Below are 17,577 nucleotides of genomic sequence, written 5' to 3' on the forward strand. Positions count from 1 at the left end.
AGCTTCTCCGTTTAGGCGACCCGGAGACGTCCACGCGAAGAGGCCCGCCACCAGGCGTTTGGTAGCGGGCCTCTTCACGGTGCCGGATGCCTGAACATCATTGACTGATCGACCAATCAGTAGTATGGAGGCGGTGTGCCCGCGCTGCTGTAGTCTTGCGCCGTGCACAGCGGAGGAGGAGCGCGCAGCAGCCGCGCCGACCAGGCCGACCAGCGCCGAGCGGAGCTCCTTGAGGCCGCCAGGCGGGTCGTGCTCGAGCGCGGGCTGGCCAGCACCCGTGTCGCCGACATCGCCAAGGCGACGAACGTGAGCGGTGGCCTGATCCACTACCACTTCGCCACCAAGGACGATCTCATCACCGAGATGCTCCGCAGCACCAGCGACTCGGAGATCCAGCGGCTGAAGGAGATCGTCGCGGGCCCCGGCACCGCCGTCCAGCTCCTCGACCGTGTCCTGCGCTTCTACATCCCGGCCTCCCGCTCCGACCAGAGCTGGATCCTCTGGGTCGACGCCTGGGCCGTGGGAGTGCGCGAGGAGCACGTCCGCACCATCCTGCTGGAGCTCGAGGGCGCCTGGATCGAGATCCTCAGCCAGGTGATCTCCGCCGGCGTGGCCTCGGGCGAGTTCACCTGCGACGACCCCCTGGGCTCGGCCGAGCGGATCGACGGCATGCTCGACGGCCTCGTGGTCCGGTACACCCTGCACACCGGCAACATGTCGCGGAGCCGGATGCTCCATCACGCCAGGGTCGCCGCCGCCAGGGAGGTCGGCCTGCGCCTCTCGGACTTTCCCGACGAGCCGGCCGAGGCTCCGTAGCGGCGGGCGGACGGGGAGATCCCGGGGCCGCCGGGTCAGACCTGGGGGGTGGGCAGGGCCGCGAGGAGGAAGGCCAGTCGCGCCGCGGCACCGTCGATGTTCTCGCTGGTGCCGAGCCGGTAACCCCACGAGGTGATGAAACGGCCGTCCTGGGAGCAGGTCACGGTCTCGGCCAGGGTGCTGCTGAAACGGTTGCGGACGTACACGTACGCGGGATCACCGAACGAGATCCGCTGTACGGAGAGGTCGGCGTGCAGCCGTATCGCAGCAACGAACCTCTCCAGACAAGACAGCGTGTCCAGCATCGTGCGTCACCTCCGTCTCGACAGAGAATTGCACGATCTTGGGATGCTAATCAAGCAATTGCGGTGTTTAGTCCCTTGACTGCCCGGAGAAATCGTTGAGTACTCGGACGATCACCGATCTGGCGTCCTCCCCGAAGGCCGCGACCTCGCAGAGTTCCTCGAAGGTCCGCGCGTAGAAGGCGACGTCGTCCGGGTCGCGGAGAAGCAGGTCCCTCGTCCTGGTCGGCACCGTGACATGGGCGTCGTCGTACATCCAGAAACCGTTGAGCGGCGCCGAGGGCAGGGGGGCCTCGAAGGGGATCACGCCGAACTCCACGTTCGGCAGCGCGGTCACCGCCAGTAACCGGTCGAGCTGCCCGCGCATCACGTCCAGCGGGGCCAGCCGGTAGCGCAGCACCGCCTCGGGCAGGACGAACCTGAACCGCCTGCTCTGGTCGTAGAGGATGTCCTGACGCCGCATGCGGACCCGGATGGCCGCGTCGATCTCGTCGGGGGACCGGTAGAGGCGCTTGATCCGGGTGAAGATGCTCCGGGCGTACTCGGTGGTCTGCAGCAGGCCGATGACCACGCCGGGCTCGAACACCCGCAGCAGCGTGGTCCGTGCCTCCATGTCGAGGACGTCCTCCTGCAGGGCGGCCAGTCCGCCGCGGTGCCGCTGCCGCCAGGAGTCCTGGCGATCCGGGAGCCCCAGCACCTGCTCCACCAGCTCCTCGACCACCTCGGGGGAGGCGTCTGTGGCCCGCGCCCACTGGACGATGTCGTCCTCGGTGACGGTCTGGCGGGCGTTCTCGATCCGGGAGACCTTGGAGGCCTGCCACCTCAGCCGCTCGGCCAGTTCCTTGCCCGACAGGTGGGCGGTCTCCCGCAGGTGCCGTAACCGCGCGCCGAGTTCGGTTCTGGCCTGTTGGAACCCGCCCACACGATCTCCCTGGCCGCTCTCGCCCGCCTGCTCCTCCCGCGGGTTCACGTCACCCCCCGCGTGGTGCGCACGACGCTAGACCCGAGCATGTGGATCAAGCCAGAGAGCACTCCTAATCGTGACCAATATTTACAGAAAGTACTCGGCGCGCGATGTCCACGAGCAACTCGCGGGGCACCTCGACGACGGTCTCCCCCTCCAGGACGTGGCGCAGGTCGGCCAGCGCCTCCGCGTCGGTCACCCGAAGGCCCTGCACCACGACGGTCCCGCGATCGGTCTCGTAGAGGGAGGGGCAGGCGCCCGCTTCGGAGGTGGAACCAAGGAACCGGAGGCGCATGACTGAATCCTTCCCCGAGCAACACTCTTGGAGCAATTGCGAGCAATCCTAGAGTTTGGAAGGTTGCATGAAGGTTTCAAGCACTAGATAACGCACATTCCACTTATTTCGTCTTATGTCACATGAACGTGCGGGCGCGGGCGAACAGGTTCAGCGTGGTCGCGTGGAGCAGGTCCCCGAGTTCCCTGGGCGCCTTGCCCGCGCACGCGCGAGCGTGCGTACCCTCCAGCACGATGCCGAGCTTGAAGCAGGCCAGCACCGCGTACCAGTCGACGGCGGACAGGTCGCGGTCGGACAGGGCCGCGTAGCACTCGACGAGCTCGGCGGCCGGGGCCAGCCCGGTGACGCCGCCGGAGATCACGCCCACGCCGTCGGAGGTCGGCCAGGTCGCCAGCAGCCACCCCAGGTCCAGCAGCGGGTCGCCCACCGTGCACATCTCCCAGTCGACGATCGCGGCCACCCTGGGCCCGTCGCAGGCGAACATGAGGTTGGCCAGGTGGTAGTCGCCGTGCATGATCCCCGGAGTGAACTCCTTCGGCCGGTTGCGCTCCAGCCAGTCGGCCGTCTCCGCCAGTCCGGGGATGTCGGGTCCCGGATATCCGTCCAGGGCCCCGTAGCCGTCCAGTTCGCCCATCCAGCGCGGTACCTGCCGCTCCAGAAACCCCTCGGGGCGGCCGAACCCGTCGAGCACGCCGTGGTCCACCCGCCCGAGGTCGGCCAGTGCCGAGGCCGCCTCCAGGCCCATCCGATGCCGGATCGCGGGATCGCTCGCGTGCGGCTCGGGCAGCCCGACCGTGGGGTTGAAACCCTGGACCGGTTCCATCAGGTAGAAGACCGCGCCCATGACGCTCTCGTCGGTACAGGCCGCGACGAGGCGCGGCGCCGCCACCGGCGTGTCGCGCAGCACGGCCAGCACCCTCGCCTCCCGGCGGAGCACCTCGTTGCTCCTGGCGCGCGGGTGCAGCGGCGGCCTGCGCAGCACGTACCGAGATCCACCCCGCTCGAAGCGGACCATGACGTTCTGCGTTCCGCCCGCCACCGGCGCGACCCGCTCGAACGGCCCGCGGGGCAGCCCCTGCGCGTCCATCCACGCACCGAGCACGCCGAAGTCGATCACGTTGACGTCGATGTGCGTGGCCACCATGCACCCTCCTTGACCGAATTATATTCTAGTCAGGGTGAATCTATGATCCCCGCCCGCGACGGTCAATACCGTCCGCACCGCGACGGCCGTTACTATCGGGGGATCACAGCAGGCGCCGCGGGATGTCGGTGAGTACGGCGCGGAGTTCCTCGCCGAGGGCCTTGGCCTGGGCGTCGAGGCGAGGGCTGGCGGCCACGCCCCGGCCGAGGAGGCCGTGGACGACGAAGTTGAGGGCGAGCAGGTTGGGCAGCTCGAAGCGCTCGACGTTCAGTTCCGCGGTGCAGGGCAGGAGCTCGGCCAGGCGCTCGACCGTCAGGTGGTCCTCCAGCCAGCCGAACTGCTCGGGGGTGCGGACCCAGACCCCCAGGTTGGCGTTGCCGCCCTTGTCGCCGGACCGGGCACCCACGATCGAGCCCAGCGCGGCCCGCACCGTCCCGCCGTCGCCGTCCGCGCCCCACGAGCCGCCCGGGCCGCCCGGCGCGGCCTCCTCCGGCGCTCCGGGGCGCGTGACCGGGGGAGAGGGCGCCTGCCCGGACCGCTCCCGGCCGCCGTCCCCCGACGCGTCCGGTGCGGTGGGGAGCTCGTGGCCGTCGAGCCAGACGCGGGCCCGCACCGCCTTCGCCGGGACGAGGGTGGGCCAGTAGACCCCGTACGGCGAGGCGTCACCGGGAGGGGTCAGCCCGTAGAAGCCGGGGTAGCTCGCCAGGCCGGTCTCGACCACGGCCGAGGAGAAGGCGCGTCCGGCCCTGCGCCGGTCGGCGTCCATCACGGTGACGCGCAGCAGGGCGGTGCCCGCCAGCGGGGTGAGCTCGACGTGGACCTCGTCGAACGACTCCCTCGGCACCCGGGCCCAGATGGCCTCCTGGGCGAGCCTGGCCTTGGCCTCGACGTCCAGGCCGGTCAGCACGAGTGTCATGGTGTTGCGGTAGCCCGCCAGGTAGTTGACGGCGACCTTGAGCGTGCTGGGCGGGGCCTCGCCGCGCACCCCCCAGACGCGGACCCGGTCGGGGCCCTGCTGCTCCAGCCGGATCGTGTCGAAGCGCGCGACCACGTCGGGGCCGAGATAGCGGGGGGAGGCGATCTCGTACAGCAGCTGCGCGGTGACCGTGCCGACCGAGACCAGCCCCCCGGTCCCGGGGTGCTTGGTGACCACGCTGGAGCCGTCCGCCTCCAGCTCCACCAGCGGAAACCCGCAGTGCGCCAGGTCGGGCACCTCGTCGAAGAACGCGTAGTTACCGCCGGTCGCCTGGCAGCCGCACTCGATGACGTGCCCGGCGACCACGGAGCCGGCCAGCGCGTCGAGATCGCCGGGCCCCCATCCGTACCGCCAGATTCCCGGCCCCGTGACCAGGGCCGCGTCCGTGACGCGGCCGGTCACCACCACGTCCGCCCCGGCGGACAGGGCGGCGGCGATCGGGCGGCCCCCCAGGTAGGCGTTGGCGGTCAAAGCGGGCGCGGGCAGCGGCTCGCCGGTGTCGGCGTTCGGCGCTCCGCCCAGGTCGTGGCCGGTGAGGTCGTCACCGGTGACGTGGGCGACCCGCGCCGGCAGCCCGAGGCGCGCCGCCAGCTCGGTCACCGCCCCGGCGCACCCGGCGGGATCCAGCCCGCCCGCGTTGGAGACGATCCTGATGCCACGCTCCAGGCAGGTCCCGAGGACCTCCTCCAGCTGCTTGAGGAAGGTCGGCGCGTAGCCGGGGCGGCCCCTGAGCCGGTTCCCGGCCAGGATCAGCATGGTCAGCTCGGCGAGCCAGTCGCCGGTGAGCACGTCGATCGGGCCGCCCTCCACCATCTCCCTGGCGGCCGACAGCCGGTCGCCGTAGAAGCCGGAGCAGTTGGCGATACGCAACATCGGATCTCCTCGGGCGGGTGTCCGGCAGGCGGTGTCAGCCCACCTCGGGGGCGGGGATCCAGGACGCGGGCCGCTTCTCCATGAAGGCGGCGATCCCCTCCTGCCCCTCGGCGGAGGTGAAGCGCCGGGCGGACAGCTCGGCCATCTGGCGCATGCCCTCCTCGACACTCAGCTCGGGCACGGTCCGCACGAGCTGCTTGGTGAGAGCGAGCGACTCGGGGCCGCCGCGCAGCAGCATGCCGGTGTAGTGGGCGACGGTCGCGTCCAGCTCCTCCTCGGGCACGGCGCGGGTGAGCAGCCCGATCTCCCTGGCGCGGGCGGCGTCGAACGTCTCCCCGGTGAGCAGGTACTCGGCGGCGGCGCGCGGGTCGAGCCGCCGCAGCACGGTCACCGAGATCATCGCGGGCACCACGCCGAGCCGCACCTCGCTGAAGGCGAACGACGCCGAGTCGGGGGCGATCGCGAAGTCGCAGGCCGCCACCAGACCGAGCCCCCCGGCCCTCGCGGTGCCGTTCAGCCTGCACACGACCGGCTTCGGGCTCTCCCAGATCAGGCTCATGATCTCCGGAAACGACGCGGTCACCGGCGCCTCGTGCGCGCCGCGGGGGGTCACCCGCTGCTCCTTCAAGTCGGCGCCCGAGCAGAACACCGGCCCGGTCCCGGTGAGCACGATCACCCGGACGCTCTCCTCGGCCAGCGCCCAGTCGAGCCGGTCCTCCAGGTCGCCCAGCAACCGCACCGACAGGGCGTTGCGGTTGCGGGGGGAGTCGAGGGTGATCGTCGCCACCCCCCCGGACACCTCCCCGTGCACCAGGCGCTCCACCGGCCAACCCCCATCGGTTCTCATCTGAATCCTTCCAGCCGCAAGACCCCGTACTCCGGCTCCGGAGAGCCCGGGGAGGGGATCAAGTCTGCCCCTCGATCACGACCAGCACGAACCCGGCCTCGACCTGGCGGCCCGGCGTCACGTTCACCGCCGCCACCGTGCCCGGCGCGGGGGCGGTGATCCGGTGCTCCATCTTCATGGCTTCGAGCACCACGACCACCTGTCCTTGCCCGACGCTCTCGCCGGGTTTGACGTCGATCCGCAGCACGGTGCCGGGCATGGGGGCCAGCAGGGAGCCGGGCGGCACCTGCTCCACCGGTGCGGGCAGGCGCTCCAGCGGGGTGAGCCGCACGGAACCGAGCGGGGAGTCCACGTGCGTCACGCCGTCGTAGCGGGCCACCGCGAACCTGTGCCGCACGCCCGAGGTCTCCAGTACGACCAGCGAGGGCGTCGCGCCGACCAGGACGGTATCGGGGAACCCCTCGGCGCGCAGGCCGTCCCTGGTGATCCGATAGGAGATCTCCGCCTCCGCGAACGCGGTGCGCTGCGGCTGTGACACCACGTTGCGCCATCCGCTCGGCAGTCCCGCCTGCACCGTCGCCGCCGCGCGGTTGGCCGACGCCCGCGCGAGCGCGGCGGCGAGGGCGGACAGGCGCACGGCCCCCGGCTCGGCTCCGGGGGCCCGCCGTCCGGACGCCGGCCCGGTGAGGCCGTGCTCGGTCAGGAAACCCGTATGGGTCTCCCCGGCGAGGAACGCCGGATGGCGCAGGACCTCGACCAGCAGGTCCCGGTTGGTGACGGGGCCGTGGATCCGCGCGCCCGCCAGCGCGAAGGCCAGCCTCCGCACGGCGTCGGAGCGACTCGCGCCGTAGGAGATGACCTTGGCGAGCATCGGGTCATAGTGCACCCCGACCGCCGAGCCGTCCTCGACGCCGGAGTCCAGCCGCAGCCCGTGCCGCCCGCCGGGCGCGGGCGCGAAGCGGGAGTCCACGCCGGGGATCTCCAGGCGGTGCAGGGTGCCGCTCTGCGGGAGCCAGTCGCGGGCCGGGTCCTCGGCGTACAGGCGAGCCTCGACGGCGTGCCCGGACGGCTCGGGCGGCGCCGCGGGCAGCCGGGCGCCCTCGGCGATCCGCAGCTGCAACTCGACGAGGTCGACACCGTAGACGCACTCGGTCACCGGGTGCTCCACCTGCAGGCGGGTGTTCATCTCCAGGAAGGCGACCGTGTCGCCCCTGACGAGGAACTCGACGGTTCCGGCGCCGACGTAGTCGATGACCCGCGCGGCCGTGACCGCCGCGTCGCGCAGCCGCGCCCGCGCCGCCGGGGAGATCGCCGGGGAGGGGGTCTCCTCGATCACCTTCTGGTGCCGCCGCTGGATCGAGCACTCCCGCTCGCCCAGCGCCCACACCGTCCCGTGCCCGTCGGCCAGGATCTGCACCTCGATGTGCCGGGCGCCCTCCAGCAGGGGCTCGACGAACACGGTGCCGTCCCCGAACGCGGACGCGGCCTCGGCGCGCGCCGACTCGACCGCCTCCGGCAGGTCGCCGGTCAGCCGCACGACGCGCATCCCGCGCCCGCCGCCCCCGGCCGACGCCTTTACCAGCAGGGGAAGGGGACCGCCCATCGAGGTGAACACGGCCTCCAGGTCCCGTTCCAGGTCGTCCGCCGAGTGGCCGGGCCCCGTGGTGAATCCCGGCAGCACCGGGACCCCCGCGGCCGCCATCAGCTCCTTGGCCTCGATCTTGGAGCCCATCGCGGCGACGGCCTCGGCCGGCGGGCCGACCCAGGTCAGGCCCGCGTCCGGCACGGCCCGCGCGAAGGCGGCGTTCTCCGACAGGAAGCCGTAGCCGGGATGGACCGCGTCCGCCCCCGATCTGCGGGCCGCGTCGATGATCTTCTCCGTCGACAGGTAGGTGTCGGCGGGTCTGACACCGCCGAGCCGCACCGCGTGGTCCGCCTCGGCCACGTGCGGGGCGTCGGCGTCGGCGTCGGAGAAGACCGCGACGGTCTCGATGCCGAGGTCTCGGCAGGTACGGAAGACGCGGCGGGCGATCTCACCCCGGTTCGCGACGAGCAGGCGGCGGATCGGCGAGGCGGTCACGGGCATGATCACATCCGGAAGACGCCGAAGCCCGCGGGCTCCGGGGCGGGGGCGTTGTGTACGGCGGACAGGCACAGGCCCAGGACCGTCCGGGTGTCGCGGGGGTCGATCACCCCGTCGTCGTAGAGGCGGCCGGAGAGGAAGAAGGGCAGCGACTCGGCCTCGATCTGCGCCTCGACCATCCGGCGCATCGCCGCGTCGCCTTCCTCGTCGTAGATCTGCCCCCGGGCCTGGGCCGCGGCCCTGCCGACGATGGACAGCACCCCGGCGAGCTGGGCGGGCCCCATCACCGCGGACTTCGCGCTGGGCCAGGAGAACAGGAAACGAGGGTCGTAGGCCCGGCCGCACATGCCGTAGTTGCCCGCTCCGTACGAGGCGCCCATGACGATCGTGAGGTGCGGGACCGTCGAGTTGGACACCGCGTTGATCATCATGGCGCCGTGCTTGATGATGCCGCCCTGCTCGTAGTCCTTGCCGACCATGTAGCCGGTGGTGTTCTGCAGGAAGACCAGCGGTGTGCGGGCCTGGTCGGCGAGCTGGATGAACTGCGCGGCCTTCTGCGCCTCCTCGCTGAACAACACCCCCCGGGCATTGGCCAGTATCCCGATCGGATAGCCGTGCAGGCGGGCCCACCCGGTCACCAGGCTCCCGCCGTACAGGGGTTTGAACTCGTCGAACTCGCTGCCGTCCACGATCCGCGCGATCACCTCGCGCGGGTCGAACGGGATCTTCAGGTCCTCGGGCACGATGCCCAGCAGCTCGTCCTCGTCGTACAGCGGTTCACGCACGGTCCCGGCGGAGGCGCCGAGCCTTCGCCGGTTCAGGCCCCTGACGATCTGCCGCCCGATCCGCAGCGCGTCATGCTCGTCGGCGGCCAGATAGTCGGCCAGCCCGCTGATCCGGGCGTGCATCTCGGCGCCGCCCAGCGACTCGTCGTCGGACTCCTCCCCGGTGGCCATCCTGACCAGCGGGGGCCCGCCGAGGAAGACCTTCGCGCCCTTCTTGACCATGACCACGTGGTCGCTCATCCCCGGTACGTACGCCCCGCCGGCGGTGGAGTTGCCGAAGACCAGGGCGATCGTGGGGATCCCGGCCGCCGACAGGCGGGTCAGGTCGCGGAAGATTCGGCCGCCGGGGATGAAGATCTCCTTCTGGGTCGGCAGGTCGGCCCCGCCGGACTCCACCAGATTGATCAGCGGGAGCCGGTTCTCGAAGGCGATGTCGGCCGCCCTGAGCGTCTTGCGCAGCGTCCACGGGTTGGACGAGCCGCCCCGCACCGTCGGGTCGTTGGCGACGAGCACGCACTCGACGCCTTCGACCACTCCGATCCCGGTGACCACGCTCGCCCCCACGGGGAAGTCGCTGCCCCAGCCCGCCAGCGGTGAGAGCTCCAGGAACGCCGAGTCGGGATCGACGAGCAGCTCGATCCGCTCCCTGGCCAGCAGCCTGCCCCGCGCGCGGTGCCGGTCGACGTACTTCTCGCCGCCGCCGGCCACCGCTCTGGCCTGCTCGGCGTCGAGCTCGGCCAGCTTGGCGAGCATCGCCTCGCGCCGGGCCAGGTAGTCGTCACCGGAGGTGTCCAGCCGGCTCACGAATCCGCCTCCTTGATTGACGTCGGCGTCATGTTGCTGCCTTGGCTCGCGGGCGTCAGGCCGATGGCCCGGGCCCAGAGCGTGGAGAGCATGACGACGGCGGTCCGCTCGTCGGCGTGCTCGCCGAGGTCGAGCCAGACGTGGGCGAAGTGCTCGACCATCCCGCCCAGCATCACGGCGGTCAGCCGGGGGTCCAGCGACGGATCGGCCAGGCCCTGCTCCTGCAGGCGCCGCAGCCCCTCCGCGCCGCGCCGCACGAAGACCTCGCGCAACTCGAGCAGCAGGCCGCGGAACCCCTCGTCGGCGATCGCGACCTGCTCCAGCATCCTCACCAACCGGGAGTTGGCCGCCCAGGCGCGCAGGTAGAGCAGGTTGGCGGCCTCGATGCGGGCGTACGGGTCGTCGGGAGCGGCGGGCCCGACCACGCTGGCGGTGAACATCTCGCCCACCACGGTGGCCGCCACCTCGCGGAACAGCTCCTCGCGCGAGCCGAAGTAGGTGTAGAAGGTGCCGTGCGAGACGCCGGCGCGCGCACAGACGTCGTCGACGCGCACGGCGTCGTAGCCTCGCTCCTCGAACATCTCCCGTCCGGCCTGGACGAGCGCCGCCCGCGTGCGGCGGCCCCGGCTGCTGAGCGTCTCAGACTTGACGATCACGTCAGTTACGGTAGCCCACAACCGGTACTCCCGCCAGGGGCCGAGCCTGATCGGGGAAGGCGGCCGTTCGGCCCATGTCCCGGTGATCTCACGGAGTCGCGCCGAGGGAAAGCCGTGCCCGGATTCCGGGCGGCCGATACGGAATGGGGGCAGAGGCAGAAGGCACATCTTCCACCCGGTTCGGGGAGGCGGCAGCGTATGGAGGACACGTCAGGCGGCATGTCGAAGGCCGCGGACGGCCTCCCCCTCGGCATCGCCGCGCATCGCCGGCGGCGCCGGCCCGTGAGTCGCGCTCGACCCGGCCGCGGGCATCAGTGTGGGTATCGCCGCCGGTGCCGGCCCGGGAGCGGCCATCGAGGCCGCGGCCGGCCGGGAAAAGGGCTGGGCGAGCCCCCTGCTCCGCCCCGCGGGGACACCGTACGGGCCGGCTGGCCCGCGCGTCGAGCATGGTGGAACCGGTCGGCGCGGTGAGACCCGCTGTGCCCCTCAGCCGCAGTGGCTCCAGTCGCTCTTCCACGACAGCGACCCGTACGTGCCGCCCCAGATGACGCACTTCTTGGCCGCGGACAGGCGTACGGGACCCGCGTAGACGGTGAACTTGCCGGGGTTGCTACCGCTGGAGCCGCCCTTCACCTGGAGTATCGCGTTCATCGAGATCTTGGCGGGGATCACGTGTTTGGACATGGTGACGACGCAGTTCTTACCCGCGGCGGAGCTGTAGAGCAGGTAGATCGTCGCGACACTGCCCAGGGCCTTGGAGTTGACGACCTTGTAGCCGCTGCCGCAGACGCCGGTGGCCGTGTAGGGATTGGGTTTCTGGGGGGTGGGCTTCGGACTCGGCTTGGTCGTGGCGGTGGGCTTGGCCGTCGAGGTCGGTCGCGCGGTGGCGGTGGGCTTGGACGTCGGCTCGGGAGCCGATGAGGGGTTGACGACGCCGCTCGGCTCCGCCGAGCCCGGCAGCTCCGCCCGCGGGGTGGGCCTGGCGGTGGTGGCCGCCGGGCTGGAGGCCCGGGAGGGGGGCGTGCTCGGCTTCCCCGTCGGTGCTCCCGCGGCGCGGCTCGGATTCTCGGCCGGCCGGGATGACGGCCGCGCGATCCGCCGGGACGGGTGAGGCGTGCCGGTGAGGAGTTCCTTGTCCTCCGGAGGCAGGGAAGGCTCCTTCCCCGCCGTGGGCGGATCGCCGGGAACGGTCGTCGAGCCGGGACCCGGGGCCTCCGCCGCGATGGATGCCGCTCCGGCTCGCGCTATCGCGGCCTTCTCGTCGTTCCGCAGGGCCACCACGGTCCCGGTGGTCACGCCGAGCGCGGCCACGACCGCCACCCCGGTGAGCAGGAGCCCCACCGGTCCGCGCGGCTTCCTCCCACCCGGCTCCCCGGCCCGCCGGGGTTCGTCCTGTCCCGGCTCGCTGTGTCCTGGCCCGCTGTGTCCCGGCCCGCCGTGTCCCGGTGCGGCGCCTCCCGGCCCGTCCGGAGGCGGTCCGTCCTGACGTTGCCCGCTCTGCCGCGTGGCCGCCGCGGACATGTGGCCGGGGCCGGGCACAGGACCGGGGAGGGGCGCCGGACGCCGGACCGGGGTGGTGGAGGCGGTGCCCATCAGGCGGTTGACGAGTTGCTCGGCGGTGGGGCGCAGCGCCGGGTCCTTCGACAGGCAGGCCGCGACCAGCTCGCGCAGCTCTCCCTCCAGCGCGCTCAGTTCCGGCTCCGCGTTCAGAATCCGGTTGATCACGATGGGGATGGAGTCCTGGCCGAACGCGGGCCGGCCGGTCGCGGCGAAGACCATCGTGACGCCCCAGGCGAACACGTCGGCCGCGGGTGTCACCTCGCCCGCCCCGAGCTGCTCGGGCGCGAGATAGGAGGGGGTGCCCATCGCCACCCCGGTCGCGGTCATCCCCGGAGAGTCCAGAGCCCTGGCGATGCCGAAGTCGATCACCACCGGGCCCTCGGGGCCCATCAGCACGTTGGCGGGCTTGAAATCACGGTGCAGGATGCCCGCGCGGTGGATCGCCGACAGCGCGGTGGCGGTACTGACGGCGAGACGTTCCAGGGAGGCGCCGCGCCGTGGCCCCTGGCTGTCGACCAGCTGGCGCAGGGAGGGGCCGGGGACATACTCGCTCACGATGTACGGACGGCTGCCGGCGAGGTCGGTGTGGAGCACGGAGGCGGTGCAGAACCGGGCCACCCGTTGCGCGACCGACACCTCGCGCAGGAAGCGTGCCCTGGCCTCGGGGTCGCTGACCAGTCCGTGATGGAGGAGCTTGACGGCGACCTGCTCGCCCTCAGGCCCCCGCCCGAGGTAGACGATCCCCTGCCCGCCCTCTCCGATCCGCCCGATCAGCTCGAACGATCCCAGGCGTGGGGGATCCTCTGCTGTTAGTGGTCCCACCAGATTCCCCCCGACAAAACCCGAAAAAATGGTTTATGTGGAGCAGAACGCTACCAGCGTGAGAGGTGGGGCGAACGGCCATGAGGATTCGGGGAGCCGCGGAATCCCGTGCTCGGCCTGCCGGGAATCCGCGAAGATCCCACCTCTCTCCCTGGTAGGAGGGAATCCGGGAAGGCGGGAATCCGCTCAGATGGCCTTGCCGGGATTGAGGATGCCGAGCGGGTCGAAGACCTGTTTGATCCCGCGGTGGATCTCCTCGGTGATCGGCCCGGTCTCCATGGCCAGCCAGCGCTGTTTCAGCAACCCGACGCCGTGCTCGCCGGTGAGCGTGCCCCCCATCTTCAGGGTCTCCCTGAAGAGCTCGTCGGCCGCGGCCCACACCTCGGGCGGCGGTTCGCTCAGGGCCCTGTCGAAGACGAAGACGGGGTGCAGGTTGCCGTCGCCCGCGTGGGCGACCGTGGTGATCAGCACGCCGTGCTTGACCGCGATCGCCTCGATCTTCTCGATCATGTCCGGCAGCAGGGAACGCGGCACGCACACGTCCTCCACCAGGCACTTGCCCAGCCGCTCCTTGGCCTCGTACGCCATCCGCCGGACCTCGATCAGCTGCGCGGCCTCCTGCGCCGACGACGACACCGCCACGAAGGCCGCGCCGTTGGCGGTGCAGAGTTCGGCCATGCGTTCGGAGACGGCCGGGCCGTCCACCGCGTCCGACTGCGCGATCAGCATCGCCCGGGTCGACTCCTCCAGCCCGATGTTCCGCCAGTCGTCGATGGCCTTGAGCGTGTTCCGGTCGAGCAACTCCAGCAGGGACGGCTGGCATCCGGCCGCGATGATCGCGGAGACGGCGGCGGCGGCCTCCCTGAGGGAGGTGAACTCGGCCGCGATCGTCGCCGGGTAGACCGACGGCGCCCTGCGCAGCCGCACCGTCGCCGCGGTGATGACCCCGAGCGTCCCCTCGGAGCCGACGAACAGGCCGGTCAGGTCGTACCCCGTCACGCCCTTCACGGTGCGCCGGCCGGTGTTGATCACTCGCCCGTCCGCGAGCACGACCTCCAGGCCGAGCGCCGAGTCGCGGGTCACGCCGTACTTCACGCACCGCAGGCCGCCCGCGTTGGTCGCCAGGTTGCCACCGATGGTGGAGATCTCGTAGGAGGAGGGGTCGGGGGCGTACATCAGCCCGTGCTCGCGGGCGGCCCGGTCCAGGTCGGCGGTGATGACCCCCGGCTCGACCACGGCTATCTCGTCGTCGGGGGACAGCTCCCTGATGACCGCCATCCTGTGCAGCGCCAGCACGACGCACCCCTCGACGGCGGTCGCCCCGCCGGCCAGGCCGGTGCCGGCCCCCCGGGGCACCACGGGGACCCGGTGCCGGGTGGCCCATCTCATCACGGCGACCACGTCGTCCCTGGTGTGCGCGAGCACCACGGCCAGTGGTTTACCGGGCTCAAGAAAGGTTCGGTCCCGGGCGTAGGAGTCGGTCACGTCGGAGTCCGTCAGCACCTTCTCCGGTGCGAGCGCGGCGACGAGTTCGGAGATAGCGGTCACAAGTGGACTGTACGGCCTGGCCCCGGGCGGGCGTTCGGCGGTACGCCGAACCCCCGTACGCCAATTCCGCACCTCAGAGGGCCTTTGGAGGCGATTCCAGGCGGCATGGAGCCGGACTGTAGTGAAAATCACCACCATTCTCAGCAAAAGACACTTTATTTCATTTTTGCAACATCATTTGGTGCCTTGACTCTTGCTTTACCTTCTCGTCTAACGTCCCGGTTCGGCGCGCTCATCCGGCGCGCCGGAGATGTCCGCGCCCGGTAAACCCGGGCGCAGGGAGGGGACACGTTGTCGGGCAGACTCAGCAGAGGAGGCGCTCCCCGGCGCCTTCTCGCGATTGTTCCCGTGCTCGGCCTGGCCGTCACGGGACTGGCCGTGGGCGGTGCGTCGGCCGAGAGCGACTCCTCGGTCGCGCGGTACCAGCCGACCGCGGCCGACTACTACATCAACTACGCGCCGCCCAGGGACGAGCCGGAGGTCGGCGACCCGGCCGTGCCGTCGGCCAAGGCGCGCAAGACCGGTCCGTCCAGGAAGATCGACCGGAAGTACTCCGAGGGCAACCCCGTCGCCGCGCGGGTGCTGGCCGCCCGCGAGGCGGAGGCGATCCGGACGGGGCTCAACCCCGCTGACCTCCTTTTCAAGAAGGCGAAGACCCCCAAGACGGCCAAGCTCCTCACCCTGCTGGTGGAGTTCAACGACCAGGCGAACGACGACTTCTCCGGGTTCTCCCGTCCGGCGAGCGTGACCAGCGAGGACCCGGCCGAGTGCGTCACCGAGCCGCCGGGCACGCGGCTCAACGGCCCGCTGCACAACAAGATCCCCAATCCGGCCACACTGTCCCACAAGGACAACAACAGCTTCTGGGTGCCGGACTTCAGCCCCGACCACTTCAACAAGATGCTCTACAGCACCGAGGGCATCACCCAGCGTGTCCGCACCGACCTGACCGACCCGCGGGACGGTCGCAAGGGCATAGACATCTCCAAGCACACCATGAAGAACATGTACGAGGAGATGTCCAAGGGCGCCTACACGGTCACCGGGCAGGCGAGTCCGTGGATCAAGGTCCCGCACTCCGAGGCCTACTACGGCGCGCGCGCCTGCGGCCAGCCGGTACAGGACATGAGCGGCCACCCGGACAACCCGCGCGGAGCCGGCCAGCTCGCCATCGACGCGGTGAACTCCCTGGCCGCCGCCGACCCGAACTTCCCGTGGGCCGACTACGACCTCGAGGACGTCGGTGACGCCGACGGCGACGGGAACTTCGCCGAGCCCGACGGCGTGATCGACCACCTGGTCCTGGTCCACGCGGGCAAGGACAAGTCCTCCGACGGCGGCGCCGAGGGCACCTACGCGATCTGGGCGCACTCCAGCGCGGTGGCCGGCGGCTACCAGGTGCCCGGCAAGAACGTGAAGATCTCCAACTACATCGTGCAGCCCGAGGACTCCGGCGTCGGTGTCTTCGCCCACGAGTACGGCCACGACCTGGGCCTTCCGGACCTCTACGACACCAGTGGCCAGGCGTCCTCCGCGGTGGACTTCTGGGACCTGATGTCCAGCGGATCGCACAGCGGCCCGATCTTCCAGTCGATGCCCACCCACATGAGCATCTGGAGCAAGTGGATCCTCGGCTGGGCCAACCCCAAGGTCTTCAACCCCGGTGACCGCGCCCGCGCGGTGACGGTCGGCCAGGCCTCGCGTACGCCCAAGCTCACCGAGGACGGCGTCCGGGTGAACCTGACCAGCTCGCCGGTCACGATGATCGAGCCGCACAGCGGCACCAAGACGCTCTGGTCCAACCTCGACCAGGAGTGGGCCAACGTCAAGATCGCCCGCGACGTCCAGGTGCCCGCGGGGACCGACCTGAAGTTCTGGCTCTGGAACAACTACGAGATCGAGGAGGACTGGGACTTCGGCTTCGTCGAGACCTCCGTCGACGGCGGCGCCACCTGGACCCAGCAGAAGGTCTACACCGAAGGCGGCGCCCTGGTCTCCACCGACGACGACTACACCGACCCCAACGGGAACCTCGCCGCGTTCGGCGACAAGAAGTACGGCCTCACCGGCAACACCGACGGCTGGCGGCACGACTACGTCGACCTCACCCCCTTCGCGGGCACGACCGTCAAGCTGCGCCTGACCTACAACACCGACGCCGCCTACACCCCGCGCGGCTGGCACGCCGACGACTTCGCGCTCACCAACGGCGCCCAGACCGTCTGGAGCGACGACCTGGAGGGCGGCCTCAACGGCTGGACGGCCACCGGCGGCAGCTTCAACAACACCAACGGCCAGGGTTGGGCCCTCAACGACGGCAAGCGGGAGGTCTCCCGCTTCTACCTGGCCGAGTGGCGCAACCTCGACGGGTTCGACAAGGGCCTGCAGTACACCTACACCACCAACTACTCGCGTGACGGCGCGTGGAAGGTGGAGAAGGTCAAGTACAACGCCCCCGGCATGCTCGTCTGGTACCGCGACTCGAACTACACCAACAACTCGGTGGCCAACAACCTCGAACTGGCGCCGAGCATCGGCTCCAAGGGCAGCCTGATCCTGGTCGACTCCCACTTCGACCCGCTGCGGCGGACCGGCGTGGCGGCCACGAAGGATCCCACCACGCTCAAGAACATGTCGGGACGCGTGCAGAGCTCGAACGCCGCCTTCTCCTTCGCCAAGACCTACCCCTTCACCGATTGCATCGAGGGGCCGGACGAGCCCTTCAGCGCGTACTGCACCAAGGTGGACGGGCTGAAGGGAGTCTCGGAGTTCACCGACGCCAAGACCTGGTACCCCGGCTTCGAGGCGCGCGGCACCAGCCTGTACTACCGGGACTTCGACGCCTCGGTGGTCGTTCCCTCCAAGGGCGACCAGATGTACAGCACCCGGGTCGTCAACGCCGACGGCACCCCCGCCAACGACTGGTACGGGACCGACATGGGCGGCGGCCACGTCCTCGGCTCCGGAAACCCCGGTGACGAGGGCAAGGCGCTGGGCGTGAAGCTCAAGCTCGTCACCCCGCTGCCGGGTAACCTCGGCGCGATCGTTCAGGTCACCCCGCCCAAGGAGTAACCCCCCCGCAGGAGTATGGCCCCGCCGTCA

At 70.8% G+C, this 17,577-nt stretch carries 13 protein-coding genes; 2 read left to right on the forward strand and 11 right to left on the reverse strand.

Translation table 11 applies throughout. From position 1 onward, the window contains the following. Positions 1–162: 162 nt before the first annotated feature. Complete coding sequence (locus tag AB0J58_RS28760) at positions 163–816, forward strand: TetR/AcrR family transcriptional regulator (RefSeq protein WP_343976509.1); 654 nt, start codon at positions 163–165, stop codon at positions 814–816. A gap of 35 nt (positions 817–851) precedes the next feature. Here AB0J58_RS28760 and AB0J58_RS28765 read toward each other — a convergent pair whose 3' ends face one another. From AB0J58_RS28765 to AB0J58_RS28815, 11 genes are all read right to left on the reverse strand, one after another. Continuing rightward, positions 852–1,121, reverse strand: coding sequence for a hypothetical protein (locus AB0J58_RS28765; protein ID WP_343976512.1), 270 nt, complete (start codon positions 1,119–1,121; stop codon positions 852–854). Between the two features lie 67 nt (positions 1,122–1,188). Beyond that, a complete protein-coding gene (locus tag AB0J58_RS28770; protein ID WP_364221281.1) occupies positions 1,189–2,040 on the reverse strand; it encodes a helix-turn-helix transcriptional regulator in 852 nt (283 codons plus the stop codon). Positions 2,041–2,152: 112 nt separating this feature from the next. Next, on the reverse strand, positions 2,153–2,377 hold the full coding sequence (locus AB0J58_RS28775) for a hypothetical protein (RefSeq protein WP_364221284.1): 225 nt from the start codon (positions 2,375–2,377) through the stop codon (positions 2,153–2,155). 118 nt (positions 2,378–2,495) lie between these two features. Beyond that, positions 2,496–3,521 carry a phosphotransferase family protein gene (locus AB0J58_RS28780; protein ID WP_364221287.1) on the reverse strand — a complete coding sequence of 342 codons (1,026 nt, stop codon included), beginning with the start codon at positions 3,519–3,521 and terminating at the stop codon, positions 2,496–2,498. Positions 3,522–3,624: 103 nt separating this feature from the next. Further along, positions 3,625–5,370, reverse strand: coding sequence for an acyclic terpene utilization AtuA family protein (locus AB0J58_RS28785; RefSeq protein ID WP_364221290.1), 1,746 nt, complete (start codon positions 5,368–5,370; stop codon positions 3,625–3,627). 34 nt (positions 5,371–5,404) lie between these two features. Further along, on the reverse strand, positions 5,405–6,217 hold the full coding sequence (locus AB0J58_RS28790) for an enoyl-CoA hydratase-related protein (protein ID WP_364221293.1): 813 nt from the start codon (positions 6,215–6,217) through the stop codon (positions 5,405–5,407). 58 nt (positions 6,218–6,275) lie between these two features. Then, positions 6,276–8,297 carry a biotin carboxylase N-terminal domain-containing protein gene (locus tag AB0J58_RS28795; RefSeq protein WP_364221296.1) on the reverse strand — a complete coding sequence of 674 codons (2,022 nt, stop codon included), beginning with the start codon at positions 8,295–8,297 and terminating at the stop codon, positions 6,276–6,278. An 8-nt stretch (positions 8,298–8,305) separates the two neighbouring features. Further along, entirely contained in the window at positions 8,306–9,838 is a 1,533-nt protein-coding gene (locus AB0J58_RS28800) for a carboxyl transferase domain-containing protein (RefSeq protein WP_364221382.1), read from the reverse strand. 47 nt (positions 9,839–9,885) lie between these two features. Next, the gene (locus AB0J58_RS28805) at positions 9,886–10,545 is read right to left on the reverse strand and encodes a TetR/AcrR family transcriptional regulator (protein WP_364221299.1); all 660 of its coding nucleotides are present in this window, start codon (positions 10,543–10,545) and stop codon (positions 9,886–9,888) included. Positions 10,546–11,031: 486 nt separating this feature from the next. Then, complete coding sequence (locus AB0J58_RS28810; RefSeq protein ID WP_364221302.1) at positions 11,032–12,927, reverse strand: protein kinase; 1,896 nt, start codon at positions 12,925–12,927, stop codon at positions 11,032–11,034. Positions 12,928–13,113: 186 nt separating this feature from the next. Next, the gene (locus tag AB0J58_RS28815) at positions 13,114–14,475 is read right to left on the reverse strand and encodes an FAD-linked oxidase C-terminal domain-containing protein (protein WP_364221305.1); all 1,362 of its coding nucleotides are present in this window, start codon (positions 14,473–14,475) and stop codon (positions 13,114–13,116) included. 291 nt (positions 14,476–14,766) lie between these two features. Here AB0J58_RS28815 and AB0J58_RS28820 point away from each other — a divergent pair, with 291 nt between their 5' ends. Continuing rightward, on the forward strand, positions 14,767–17,547 hold the full coding sequence (locus tag AB0J58_RS28820; RefSeq protein ID WP_364221308.1) for an immune inhibitor A domain-containing protein: 2,781 nt from the start codon (positions 14,767–14,769) through the stop codon (positions 17,545–17,547). The last annotated feature ends 30 nt before the right edge of the window (positions 17,548–17,577 follow it).

The organism is Streptosporangium sp. NPDC049644, from assembly GCF_040675205.1.
GTDB lineage: Bacteria > Actinomycetota > Actinomycetes > Streptosporangiales > Streptosporangiaceae > Streptosporangium > Streptosporangium fukuiense.